The following is a 12,726-nucleotide window of genomic DNA, read 5'->3' as shown; positions in this document are numbered from 1 at the left end:
CAAGGGGAGAAGGGAAGCACATCTCTAACGTCGTCATTCCGGGGCGCATCGAAGATGCGAACCCGGAATCTCGAGATCCCGGATTCGGTGCTTCGCACCGCTCCGGGATGACGGATGCGCTTTGGCGCATCCGTCAATTCACTCCCGGCGGTGCATCCGTCGCTTTCACCTGCCAGAACCGCAGCATGCGCTGCGCATTGTCCAGCGTCAGCTTGGCGTATTGCGATTTGGCCTGCGCCAGTTGGTGCGGGCTCATGTTGCCGGACGCGAAGCGGCTGTCGAGCACGGCGGCCACGGTTTCCCAGCTCAATCCTGCGACGCGGCAGGGAACCAGCAGGCCTTCGTCGCGCAGGCTTTGCATCAGCGGGCGGATGACGTCGATGCCGGAGCGCGACAATTCGGCGAGTGCTGCCACCGTCTCCTCGTATTTGCGCTGTCTGGCAAAACTCATCAGCGCGCCTTCGTTGAGCTGGCCGTTCTTGGCGAGCAGCGTCACGTAGCGCTTGGCGGAAGCGAAATCGCGCACGCGGGACATTTCGCGGCTGGCGCCGTCGGCGGCGGCCGCGATCGCGCCGCGGATTTCCTCGAACAGATGCGGCGGCGCGCGCGACAGCAGCCGCGTCCGCACCGCTTCGGTGGCGTCGCGCAGCAATTGCCGCCGGATATCCGCCGGCAGGTCGACGCGGATGCCGGTCTCGATCGCCAGCTCCGGATCGTGTTCGGCCTGCGCCAGCAGCACCGCGAAACCGTTCGTGGAAACCTTTGCGCCGGGATTGGCGACCAGCTTGCGGCTGACGCTCGGATAATGCCGCGCCAGCAGCGCGTCGGTGACGATTTCGGCGAGCCACCAGCGGCCGGATATCGCCAGCAGATGCGCCTCGCTTTTGGTCTGCGCGAGCTCGACCAGATCCTCCGCCGACAGCCGCGCGGATTCGGTCAGCACGGGCGCCGCGACCGAAATATCCTCGTTGTGGGCGAGGCGCCGGATCACGGCCTGCGGCGCCTGCTTCACCGACGCGAGCTGGCTGCTCATTTCGGCGAGCGCGATGCGCGCGCTGACGTCGGCGATGGCGCGCAGCTCGATGGTCCTGATCAGCCGTTCGAGCACGTCGCCGAACAGCTCGATCTGTTCGCCATTGAAGCCGTCGGCCGAGGTCAGGAACAGGTCCGTGACGCGGCGGAAAGTCTCGAGGTGTTTTTGCGCCGAGCCGGCCTTGATGGCGGCCTCGACTTCATCGGCGATGGATTGTTCTAGCATCGCTCGTCCTGAGCGTTCGAAGCCAATTCTGGCACAGGGAAAAAGCGTATGGGCAATAGCTGAACAGTCGGTAAAATTTGGGGTGTTGGGCTGGCCTCTCACCATCATTGCGAGCGAAGCGAAGCAATCCATGGCGCGAGATACTCAGTGAAACTACGGAGATTTGGGTCGCCGCGTTCAATGCTGCGCTGACGGGGAAGGTGAGGTATGGGTTCTCGCGTCATTCTCCGCTGTCGTCCCGGCAAAGGCCTCTCCATGCGTCGTCCCGGCGAAGGCCGGGACCCATACGCCGCGGCGGTTGTTGTTGCAGATGGTCTCTGACGCCGGCGTTCCTATCGATAGGCCGCGGCGTATGGGTCCCGGCCTTCGCCGGGACGACAAAAATCATTCCCGCGGCAGGTTTCGCCCGGGTTGTTCAAATCGTTCGCCCCCGAAAATCCAGAGGGCGCAGGGAATGCCGGATGCGCGCTGCACCCGCGGTCTCATGTGCGATTGTGCATAAGAATGCTGCACATGAGCATACAGGGCAGCGGAGAACATCCGACATTCCCTGCGCAATGGCTTTACGGCTTATGACGCGCTCTCCCCGGTGAGACGGCCTCTATTGCCACCGTCGCCCCTCGGAAGCGTTGGCTTCCGAAAGGCTTGACGCCGTTACGGGCGCCAGGACCACACGCTTTCACCGTACGCATCAGCCGCGACCGTCAATCGCAACGTCAACGTCCACCGCATCCCCGCCCCTCGTCATGACGACGGCCGACGCCCCTCTGAGTGGGACGGGATGGCGATAGTTGTGCAGGTGATTTGGGGGCGAAGGAAAGCGAAATATTTTCGATTTTCGGAAATTTAGGGCTTGACATGATTTCCGTAAATCGGAAGTGATTTGCCCGTCGGGTCGATTTTTCGCAGTTTCTCGTCGTCCCGGCGAAGGCCGGGACCCATAACCACAGGATCGAGTGGCTTAGGCGAAGTCGTTGATCAGCGCCTCTCAACACAAACGCCGCGGCGTATGGGTCCCGGCCTTCGCCGGGACGACGCAAGATGTTAGGCCTCACACCTCCGCCGGCATCTCCACCGCTTGCGCCTTCACCGGCATCGGCCACGTCTCGTATTTCTCTGGCAGGTTCAATTGGGCTCGCCCGCTCCTTCTGCCAGCTTCCGGTCAAGTCGTATCAGTGCACGGGGGCTGGAGCAGCCATTGAACTTTCAAGCCGCGTTGAGCGACAGACGCAAACGGATGATAGCGGGTTGGGATGGCCAATCGCATAACGGACAATCCATGCGTATTCTTCTCATATCGCTTTTGCTGTTTGCGAGCTCCGCGTCTGCGCAATCCGCGCCTGCCGTCGACTGCAACGCGATCAAGAACTCCACCGTTCCCGTCGAGTTGGCCTATCATGGTCAGGACGGGACGAGGAAAGTCGTTCAGGCCTATCGAGACACACCGGGCGGTAACGTCGTCTGGATTCGGGAGATACCGCCGTCGACCCGCCCAAACCCACCCGTTTTCGTGACGAAGGCAATTTATGTCGATGGAGCCCTCGCATCGTCGGAGTGGTGGACGACTTATGTCGGCAAATATTCGCATCGCACAGCGAAATATTCGGCCGATGGACTGCCCAGGAATTTTGATCGTCGATCGGACGTGACTTACACGATGCACACGCTGACAACGGACGGTGAGAATACCACCGAGGAGAAAACCAGCACGACCTCCTACAGATTCAGATCAGAAGGAACAACCGCGGTTGGATCCTGTGTTCTCCAGGTGATCCGTGGCGAGAGCGAAAACACCAACGATGCCGGCCGCACCCGCCGTACCTTTCAACTCTACTTTCCCGAACTGCGGATATCCGCCACGGCAACCGATGCGGAGCCCATCTTGGACGGGCTCAGCACGGATTTTTCCGAGATCAAGCCGGTAAACGCTCGCAGGGTGGATTGAGCTGCGGAACTACCGGGCCCCCTCTGCCCGTCATTGCGAGCGAAGCGAAGCAATCCATATCGCCTCGACCCAACTATGGATTGCTTCGTCGCTTTCGCTCCTCGCAATGACGGCAATCTGCGAAAGGCCCGCAGGGCGGATTAGCGACACGTAATCCGCCGTTCGATCGAAAAAAAAGCGCCGGATTACGCCTTCCGCCTTCGCTCCGCGAGCTACGGCGGACAAGTCGGCTCAATCCGCCTCACAAGCTAATTCTCGAAACCGACGAATACCGTGGCTTCCTCGACAGACTTTCGTTCGGACACGACCGCATTTGCCGGGAAGCTTTCATCCGGCCAGCCCAGCGCGATGCTTTTCATGATGACCTGATCGTCGGCTATGCCGGCGTGCTCGCGTACCACGGGTGATTGCATGATGCCCTGACTGTTGATCACGGCGCCCAGCCCGCGAGACCAGGCAGCATTGACCAGGGCGGTCGCCACGGCGCCGCAATCGAAGGGCGTATCGTCGCTACCGTCAAGCACACGGTCATAGGTCACGATCACGCATACAGGCGCGTCGAATTGACGGAAGCCGCGCAATACCCAGTCCTGGCGCCTGTCCTTGTCATCGCGCGCGATCCCCATTGCGGAGAATAACTGCTTGGCTACCCCGACCTGCCTGTCGCGGTGCGGACCTGCAAAGGCCTGACCGGTGCGGAATTCGCGCGACTGCGGTATGCCCGCTACCATCCGCTCGGTGTTGCCGGCGCGGATTCGATCCAGCGGTTCGCCGGTGACGATGTAAAAATTCCAGGGCTGGGTGTTCATCGACGACGGAGCGCGCATCGCCAGAGCGATGATTTCCTCAATCAGCGCCCTGGGTACCGGATCGGGCTTGTAACCGCGGATGCTTCGGCGACCAAGGATAACGTCATCAAACTGCATATGTCCAAGATTCCCCAGATCACTTTTGAAGGCTCGATTTTTGAAGGCTGGATTTTCGCGGTTTCTTCGCCTTCGTGCAAGTAAGACGTAAGGTTCGGACGTACCGTCACCTCGGGCAGTCTGATCCGGCAGTGGCATCCGGTTTGCGTCAAAGCAAGCCCGTAGGGCGGTTTGAGCAGACTTGTCCGCCCTACCAGCTGTCACCGTAACAAGATCCGATCAATGCGACATCAATGTCGGCTTGGTCATCGAGGCAAGCATACCACGCGTCGTCCCGCCAAGAATAAATTCCCGCAGCCGGGAATGCCCGTACCCGCCCATGACAATGAGGTCGGCACCTGTATCGGCTGCATATGACAGGATTGCATTGTAAACACCGATCTTGCTGACGGGGATGCGCTCAATCCTGGCGTTTACTCCGTGACGGGTCAGATGGGTCGCGATGTCAGCACCCGGAAGGTCTGCGCTTTTGGCGCTCTGAGTGTCCGCAACAACAATACTCGTCGTGCCGGAGCGGGTAAGAAACGGCATGGCATCGGCGACCGCTCGGGCGGCTGCCCGGCTGCCATCCCAGCACACCATGACATGATCGAGTTTGAGGCGCTCCTTCTGAATGAAAGGCACGATCAGCACCGGCCTTCCGGATTCGAACAGCGCGGCCTCAAGGACGATATTCGTGGTTCGATGATCCCGGTCCCCTTCAAATTGGCCAATGACGGAAAGATCGAATCGTCTTGCGATATGCGCAAACCGGGTTGGTCCGTCGCCGACATCAGTTTCAATTCTGCGTGTTTCGGCTGAAACGCCGGCGCGCCGCGTCGCCTCGTCAAACGCGGTGGCCACGGACTCTGCGCGTTTGTGAGCTTCAACTTGCTGGGCTCGAATAAAGTTAGCGGACAGGTCAACGTCACCAACCACTGCCGGATAGAAGGCGGTCCCCATGACGTGGGCGCCGAATGTTTCCGCAACCGACAAGGCGTAATTGGAAACGCCATCTTGCGATGTACCGTAAGACAGGTTGACAAGAATATCTTTGATCATGGCTCTGCCTCCAGTGAGGTGATCGCGTAACTACGCTAATTCCAGTGCCCATCTTTATCCCGGCGGCGCACCATTCCCTTGTCCCGGGAGCGGCGTGCGGATTCGAGTAACAGGGCAAACGGGTCCACGCTGCATGCCATCGAGACACTCCTGATCCGGCCGTCACCAGATGGCGGTCAGGCTGAGACTTCAAGCGATCGTGTCAGCGGTTGAAATCACGACCGGTCATCCGTTCCCAGGCTGCAAACGAGATCACCAATATACGGGACGGAAGTTCGATTTGATCGCTCTGTCTCCATGAGTGCAATGTGACTAAACGTATCAGTGCCGATCGCCTGAATTGATTCCTCGTGTCGCACGCGCGACATTGCCAAAATGCAAACGCATTGCTCAAAACTCAAAATGTCATCTTTGCCTTCCGTATTTTGGGCGATTTCAGTATTTCTAATTTCACGAGTCGTAATCGCGCGGCCCGGGCAGTATGGTTTAACGTTTTCGAGCGAGGCATGCCCTCGGACTTGATCCGGGGCTGAATGCTGTGAGCGCCAACAAAACGCTTCAAAAAATATCACGAACCCGCAAAATCCCGCGGCGTGAAGTTGAGGTCGAGCACCTTCCATTCGCCGTAACGGTCGACCGGCAGCATCGCATAGGGCTGGCAGGCTTCCAGCGCGCTGATGGCGCTGCGCATCAACAGCGGGCCCTTGGCGGAAGCGCTGGCCTCGATCAGCTGCGGCTCCGCCGCGAGCTTGCCGTCCTGGCCCATGAACACGCGCAGCTTGACCTTGACGTCGTCGGAGCCTTTCAACGCGGGCGGAAGTTTCGAGCAGGTCCGCAAGTGCCGCCGGAACGCCGCTACGACGCTTGAATTGACGTCGGCGGATGTGGTCGCGGGCGCGTCGAAATTGTCCGAGCCCTTGTCGCCGGATGACGGCGCGCTCGGCGAAATCGGCGGCGGCAGACCGAGCAGGACGTTGTATTTGAGTGTCAGGTCAGGCTCGGGCGGCTTGTAGGCCGGCGTCTGCGTCACTCCCTGCGGTGGCGTGGCTGGCAGCGGCGCCGGGCTCGGTGCGGCCAACGCCTGCTTCTGCGGCGGCGGCGGAGGTGGTTGTGGAACCGCAGGTGGTTGAACCGCAGGCGCCGGCGGGACGGGCTTGTCGAGCGCGGTGAAATCAGGTTGCGGCGTCGGCGTCGCAACCGGTTCGGGCGTCTTCTCGATGTCGGCCTTCTGGGGGATGTCTTGCTTTTCAGGAATATCCTGCGGCGCGACGATATCGACCGCGATCGACTCAGGTGTGACAGCGCCGAACGGATGCACGTCGGAGAACACGAACAGCAACGCCAGCAGCGACAGATGGGCAATCGCCGATGCGGTCATGTCCGAAGGTATGATCTGGCGCAGGTTCATCGTACCAAGACAATCGATGGGCTTCGAGCATACCGCGGCGCGACCGCCGCTCAATCCCATTTCGGCGCAAAGCCGAAATTGGTGAGCCGGCCGCTGGCGCTGCCCATCCCGGAAATCTCGCGCATGTCATCGTCCGACAGTTCGAAATCGAAGATCTCGATATTTTCAGACAGCCGCTCCAGCTTCGACGTCCGCGGGATCGCCGCCACGTTCTGCTGCACCAGCCAGCGCAGGCACACTTGCGCTGATGTCTTGCGATAGCGGTCGCCGATCCGCAGCAAGGTCTGGTCGTTCTTCACGCGGCCCTTGGCGACCGGGCTATAGGCCACCACCGCCATGCCATGGCGTGCGCAGGCTTCCCTCACCTTGGCCTGGTCCAGATAGGGATGGTATTCGACCTGATCGCAGACCAGCGGCTCCGGGCACGCCGCCACCGCCTCCTCGATCAGGGCCACGGTGAAATTGGAAACGCCGATATGCCGGGCAAGCCCAAGCTGCTTGACCCGCGCCAGCGCGCCCAGCGTTTCCGACAGCGGCACCTGCGGATTGGGCCAGTGCAGCAGCAACAGGTCGATCTCGGTCAGGCGCAATCTGGCGAGACTTTCCTTCGCCGATCGCTCGAGATCGTTGGGCGCAAAATGCGTGGTCCAGATTTTCGTCGTGACGAACACCTCGCCGCGCTTGACGCCGGAGCCGCGCAGCCCCTCGCCCACTTCGCGTTCGTTCTCGTAGACCTGCGCGGTGTCGATGTGCCGATAGCCGAGCCGCAGCGCCTGCTCGACCAGGCGCGCGCAGGTTCGCCCGCGCAATTCCCAGGTGCCGAGCCCGACCGCCGGGATTTTTGCGCCGTTGGCTTCGATGAAATGCATCGCCCATTATGGGCCGTCGGCAGCTCAGTGCCAACACATAACGTTTTCGTGCGAGGTGGATTGCGGCTCGCACAGCAATCAAGTTTACGCAGATTGCGTAGACTTATCTGCGGCAGAAAACGCGTCAGAATCTGGGCCGTGTACCCATAAACCGGCGGCGTGATGCGACGAAGGCCACGTCCGCTCTGCCCGTAAGGCGACCAAACTCGTGCGACCGCGCAATATGTCGCTCGCCTCCAGGATGCGGGCCACAGCGGCACATCCCTTGATTTGGCGCGATCTTCGTGGTAGCTACGCTTCATGATCAACGTCGTACGCACCGCGAACCGTAAAAACATGACCCGCTCTCGCTGGGCCGTGGAAGGAGTCGTGCGCTAGAAATTCGACGACGCGATCTTTTCACCAGGCCCCGCCGGCATCGGACGGGGCCTTTTGTTTGGCCATGTTCCCTGCCGGCGCAACAGCAGGAGCATCCGATGCCACCCCAACAGACGAACATCACATCCGGGACCGAGCGCGATGCCGCAGGGCTCGGCCTCGACCTGCCCGTCGCATTACCAACGGCCGCATCGACGCGGAACGTCCTCGGCTTGCTCAAGCGATATTGGCGTGCGATTCAGGAGCGGCGCCAACACCAGAGCTTGGCCTACCTGAACGACAGGGAACTGATGGACATCGGCCTGACGCGCGGTGATATCGACCACATCACACCCCAACGCGCTATCGACAGGATTAGAGATAGCGCGATGTACCTATTGAGCCGTGGGATGTAACCGATCAACCGTCACATGCGGACTGCGCTTTGCGAACAAGCAGCCGTCAGCGCGGCTGCTTGCCTGTTGAGTTTGCGTCAATCAGGCTGTGGCTGCGCCTTGGTGAGTCCGCGTCCTAGAGCCTTTTCCGTTCCGATGGAATCGGAACGGGGCTCTCGATTCTTGTTTTGACGCGTTTTCTACCGCAGATAAGTCTACACAATCTGCGTAAACTTGATTGCTGTGCGAACCGGTATCCACTTCGCTCGAAAACGCTCCAGATGGTAGCCGATTCCGTGGCGAGCGCCGCGAACACGGTCTCCGGCGAATGGGCGATGACGGCAAGCAGCGCCCGCGCCGGTCCGCGCGGCGCGCGTTTGCCCTGCTCCCAGTTCCGGATGGTCTCGACCGGCACGCCAAGCCGGGCTGCGAATTCGAGCTGAGTCAGGCGCGAACGGCGGCGCAGGTCGCGCACGGCCAGGAGCGGCGGTGGGTCCGCCGCTGGTGCGGAGGCCAGTTCCGACATCGCGCTCGCCGGCGCGAGCGGGAACTCCTGCCCGTCCCGCAGTTCCACGATCCGTCCGTCTGCCTTGAGCCGCAAGCGCTGCATGTTCGATTCCCGATCCGGGAATCATCGGCCAAGCGCGTTAAGGCCCGATTAACGATAGCCAGAGCGTTTTCAAGCGAAGTGGATACCGGTTCGCGTGAAGAAAACGCGTCAAATAAAAACCACCCAGCTCACTTCAGCCCGAACCACAGCGTGGCGATGCCGAGGAACGAGAAGAAACCGACCACGTCGGTGATCGTGGTGACGAAGGTGCCGGACGCCACCGCCGGATCGGCCCGCACCCGGTCCAGCACGATCGGGACCAGGATGCCGCCCAGCGCGCCGGCGATCAGGTTGCAGATGATGGCGAGCCCGATCACGATGCCGAGGCCGGGGATCTTGAACCACGCCACCGCAGCGACGCCCGTGATAACGGCAAAGGCGAGCCCGTTGACGAGACCGACCATCGCCTCGCGCAAGACCACGCGAAGCGCGTTGTTGGAATGAAGTTCGCGGGTGGCCAGCGCCCGCACCGCCACCGTCATGGTCTGGGTCGCGGCGTTGCCGCCCTGGCTCGCCACGATCGGCGCCAGCACGGCCAGCGCCACCATCTTTTCCAGCTGGCCTTCGAACAGGCCGAGCACCGAGGATGCCAGAAACGCGGTCGCCAGATTGACCAGCAGCCAGTTGAAGCGGGCGCGCGCGATGGTCCAGACGGTGTCGGACAATTCTTCGTCGCTGGTGACGCCGCCGAGCGCCTTCAGGTCCTCGTCGGCCTCTTCCTCGATCACGTCGACGACGTCGTCGATGGTGATGACGCCGACCAGCCGGTTGGTGGTATCGACCACGGGGGCTGCGACCAGATTGTATTTGCCGAACATCCGCGCGACCTCTTCCTGGTCGTCGAGCACGGAGACGCGGCGGCGGTCTTCCTCGATCAGGTCGGCGAGCGGCACCGGCCGCCTTGCCCGCAGCAGCGTGTCGAGCGAGACGGCGCCCTGCCAGTGCTGGTTGGCGTCGACAGCGTAGATTTCATAGAACCGGTCCGGCAGGTCCGGGGTGTCGCGCATGTAGTCGATCGCCTGCCCGACGTTCCAGTCCGGCGGCACCGCGATGAATTCGGACTGCATCCGCCGGCCGGCGGAGTTTTCCGGATACAGCAGGCTGCGCTCCAGCGCGTCGCGCTCGGACGGCGGCAGCTTTTCGAGGATTTCTTCCTGGTCCTCCTCGTCGAGGCCTTCGAGCAGTTCGACGGCGTCGTCCGATTCCAGTTCGCGAACGCCCTCCGCAACCGTCTGCGGTTCGAGCTCTTCGAGGATTTCCTCGCGAACGGCGTCGTCGACCTCGTTCAGCGCCGAGAAGTCGAAATCGGTGCCTGTCAGCTCGACGAGATGGACGCGGTCGTCGGGTTCGAGGGCGCCGATCAAATCGCCGAGATCGGCCTCGTGCAACTCGGCGACGACCTCACATAGCAAGGGGCGATCAGCGGCCTTGATGGCGCGTGTGATTTCCTCGACAAACTCGTGACGGATCTGGCCCTCTTCATCCCGCATCAAGGCGGGATCGAGCGCCGACCCGTCAACGGGTCGCGCAGCGGCTTGGGCAACGTCGATATCCTCGGCCATGCCGCGCCTCGCCGGTTTGACAGAACTTGCGTTTGAGTTATCGCTGCACGCATTACCCAATCGGCGACGCAAAGCGCAATGCTAAAGATGCACAACGGCTGATGACCCCAGGATTCACCAGGACGCTCTGCGCAGCCGTCGCGGCCGCGACGGTGTGGGCCACAGCGGCCACGGCCGCCGAATGCCCGCGCAAGGACGCGCTCGGCACCTCACGGGTTCTGCGCGTCGATGCCGCTACCTCACCGCGCGTCGGCCTGAAGAGCTTTCCGCAGACCCTGCCGCTGCAAGACCACGAGGTGGTCCTGACCTTCGATGACGGGCCGTGGCCGGGCACGACGCCCCAGGTGCTGGCCGCGCTCGCGCGCGAATGCGTGCTCGCCACCTTCTTTCTGATCGGCAGGTCGGCTTCGGCGCACCCGGAACTGGTGCGCAGGATTGCAGCCCTTGGCCACACGGTCGGGCACCACACCTGGTCGCATCCCAATATCAAACACATGAAGCCGGATGCGGCCGTGGCCGACATCGACAAGGGCTTTGCGGCGGTTGAAAAGGCGCTTCACGGCACCGCCACGACGACCCCGGGGATCGCAAGCGCGACCCCGGGCACGCCGTTCTTTCGCTATCCCTATTTCGAGATGACGCCGGCGACGCTGGACCTGCTGCAAAACCGCGGCATATCGGTATTCGGCGCCGACCTCTGGGCCAGCGACTGGGAGCCGATGAAACCGGCCCAGCAGTTGAAGCTGCTGACCGAGCGGCTGCAGGCCGCCCGCAAGGGGATCATCCTGCTGCACGATCCCAAGGCGCAAACCACGGCCATGCTGCCGGCGTTCCTGCGCTATCTGCGCGACAACCATTACCGCGTGGTCCATATCGTCCCGGCAGCCGCGGCGAGCACCGCCAGAGCTGTCCAAAACCCGAAATAAGTGTGGTATTTCGGCTATTAAGGCGGCATTCATGGCCCGCCGTTAAGGATTGCAAACAAGGCATTTTTCGAGTGAACCGAATACCGGTCCGCGCGGACCAACGTTCGATTGGGAATGAAGCCGGGGTTCTATGATCGCTAGCGCAGGTATGGGGCTCCGTCAGCGGGCATCGATTACTTTTTCAGCCGCAATGTTTCTGGGAATGCTGACCGGCACCACGGCGCAGGCCGCCCCGGCTGCCAATTGCCCCGGGCATCCCGATGCGCTGGGCACGTCGCGCACGTTGGTGGTCGATCCGCGGCAATATCCGCTGATCGGCACCATGCAATATGCCAAGACGCTGCCGCTGGAAGATCATGAGGTGGTGCTCACCTTCGACGACGGTCCGCTGCCGAAATACAGCAACCAGATCCTCGATATCCTCGCCGCCCATTGCGCCAAGGCGACCTTCTTCCTGGTCGGACGGCAGGCGAACGCCAACCCCGAAGGCGTGCGCAAGATGCGCGATGCCGGCCACACCATCGCCACCCATACCCAGAACCATCCCGGGAACATGAACCGGCTTTCGATCGATGGCGCCAAAAAAGAGATCGAGGACGGCATCGCGTCGATCACATCAGCGCTCGCCGACGGCACCGCGCCGTCGCCGTTCTTCCGCATTCCGGGCCTCGGCCGTTCCGATGTGATCGAGGCATATGCCGAAGCAAAAGGCCTGCAAATCTGGAGCGCCGATTTTCCTGCCGACGACTGGCGTCCGGTCTCCTCGCAGCGCGTGTACGACCTCGCGATGCAGCGGCTCGAGGCCAAGGGCAAAGGCATCCTGCTGCTGCACGACATCCAGGCGCGCACCGTCGCAGCCTTGCCGCGAATCCTGAGCGATCTGAAAGCCCGCGGCTACCGCCTCGTCCATGTCGTGCCCGCGACGCCGGGCCGGCCGGCGACGCCGACCGAGCCGTCGCAATGGCAATTGCATCCGATATCGGAGCAAGTGGCCACGTCACGCTGGCCCAAGATTCCGAATTTCGCCTATACCGCGACCGCGGCCCTGCCTGCGCCCGCGTTGTCGGACTCCGATTGGCGCAACACGGCCCCAGTGGACCGCGCGCAGCGCCGCGCCTTGCGCGACGCCTTGTGGTCGCGGCAGGTGGCGCTGGTGCTTGATCCGCCTGCGCTGCCGGTCCCGTCGTCGAGTGTGTTCAAGCTTCCGGAATCGATCCGCGTGACGATGCTGTATTCGCCACCATCCGCACGCAAGATAGAACCGACCGCGCCTGCCGCGCACGAAGTGTCAGCCAAGCAGGCCGCGCGCCCTGCCAAGCATGCAAAACATGGTGGCAAGGGCGCCGCCAAACATGTGCAGGTCAAGCCGGCCAAGAAGGTCCGCATGGCCGGCCTGAAGAAGCGCTAGACTCTTTTTGACGCGTTTTCT

The 12,726-nt window shown here is 62.0% G+C and carries 10 protein-coding genes and 1 pseudogene; 4 read left to right on the top strand and 7 right to left on the bottom strand.

The annotated features are described in order from the left end of the window. Window positions 1–133: 133 nt before the first annotated feature. Window positions 134–1,258 carry a DUF2336 domain-containing protein gene (locus JQ629_RS22365; protein ID WP_212414479.1) on the bottom strand — a complete coding sequence of 375 codons (1,125 nt, stop codon included), beginning with the start codon at window positions 1,256–1,258 and terminating at the stop codon, window positions 134–136. Window positions 1,259–2,537: 1,279 nt separating this feature from the next. On the opposite strand from JQ629_RS22365, the gene JQ629_RS22360 reads away from it, so the two are divergent. Beyond that, window positions 2,538–3,203: a hypothetical protein gene (locus tag JQ629_RS22360; protein ID WP_212414478.1), complete on the top strand. Its 666-nt coding sequence runs from the start codon at window positions 2,538–2,540 to the stop codon at window positions 3,201–3,203. A 248-nt stretch (window positions 3,204–3,451) separates the two neighbouring features. On the opposite strand, the gene JQ629_RS22355 is transcribed toward JQ629_RS22360, so the two are convergent. From JQ629_RS22355 to JQ629_RS22340, 4 genes are all read right to left on the bottom strand, one after another. Next, window positions 3,452–4,129 (bottom strand): nitroreductase, encoded by a 678-nt coding sequence (locus JQ629_RS22355; protein ID WP_212414477.1) that lies wholly within the window; start codon window positions 4,127–4,129, stop codon window positions 3,452–3,454. A gap of 219 nt (window positions 4,130–4,348) precedes the next feature. Next, window positions 4,349–5,170: a universal stress protein gene (locus JQ629_RS22350; protein ID WP_212414476.1), complete on the bottom strand. Its 822-nt coding sequence runs from the start codon at window positions 5,168–5,170 to the stop codon at window positions 4,349–4,351. 568 nt (window positions 5,171–5,738) lie between these two features. Beyond that, entirely contained in the window at window positions 5,739–6,578 is an 840-nt protein-coding gene (tolA, locus tag JQ629_RS22345) for a cell envelope integrity protein TolA (protein WP_212414475.1), read from the bottom strand. 50 nt (window positions 6,579–6,628) lie between these two features. Further along, window positions 6,629–7,447, bottom strand: a complete 819-nt coding sequence (locus JQ629_RS22340; protein ID WP_212414474.1) for an aldo/keto reductase — start codon at window positions 7,445–7,447, stop codon at window positions 6,629–6,631. A 476-nt stretch (window positions 7,448–7,923) separates the two neighbouring features. Between JQ629_RS22340 and JQ629_RS22335 the strand changes: the two genes are divergently transcribed. Next, window positions 7,924–8,220, top strand: a complete 297-nt coding sequence (locus JQ629_RS22335) for a DUF1127 domain-containing protein (RefSeq protein WP_212414473.1) — start codon at window positions 7,924–7,926, stop codon at window positions 8,218–8,220. 277 nt (window positions 8,221–8,497) lie between these two features. Here JQ629_RS22335 and JQ629_RS22330 read toward each other — a convergent pair. Both JQ629_RS22330 and mgtE read right to left on the bottom strand, forming a co-directional pair. Beyond that, window positions 8,498–8,809: pseudogene (locus JQ629_RS22330) on the bottom strand (helix-turn-helix domain-containing protein); the annotation flags it as partial. 128 nt (window positions 8,810–8,937) lie between these two features. Next, window positions 8,938–10,371 carry a magnesium transporter gene (gene mgtE, locus JQ629_RS22325; RefSeq protein WP_212266185.1) on the bottom strand — a complete coding sequence of 478 codons (1,434 nt, stop codon included), beginning with the start codon at window positions 10,369–10,371 and terminating at the stop codon, window positions 8,938–8,940. A gap of 101 nt (window positions 10,372–10,472) precedes the next feature. On the opposite strand from mgtE, the gene JQ629_RS22320 reads away from it, so the two are divergent. Together JQ629_RS22320 and JQ629_RS22315 are read left to right on the top strand one after the other, a co-directional pair. Beyond that, window positions 10,473–11,297 (top strand): polysaccharide deacetylase family protein, encoded by an 825-nt coding sequence (locus tag JQ629_RS22320; RefSeq protein WP_212414472.1) that lies wholly within the window; start codon window positions 10,473–10,475, stop codon window positions 11,295–11,297. Between the two features lie 190 nt (window positions 11,298–11,487). Next, window positions 11,488–12,705 carry a polysaccharide deacetylase family protein gene (locus JQ629_RS22315; RefSeq protein WP_249135210.1) on the top strand — a complete coding sequence of 406 codons (1,218 nt, stop codon included), beginning with the start codon at window positions 11,488–11,490 and terminating at the stop codon, window positions 12,703–12,705. The last annotated feature ends 21 nt before the right edge of the window (window positions 12,706–12,726 follow it).

This window comes from Bradyrhizobium sp. AUGA SZCCT0222 (assembly GCF_018130205.1).
Classification (GTDB): domain Bacteria; phylum Pseudomonadota; class Alphaproteobacteria; order Rhizobiales; family Xanthobacteraceae; genus Bradyrhizobium.
Note: the sequence above shows the minus strand (reverse complement) of the source record. Positions and strands in the feature narration are given on the sequence as shown.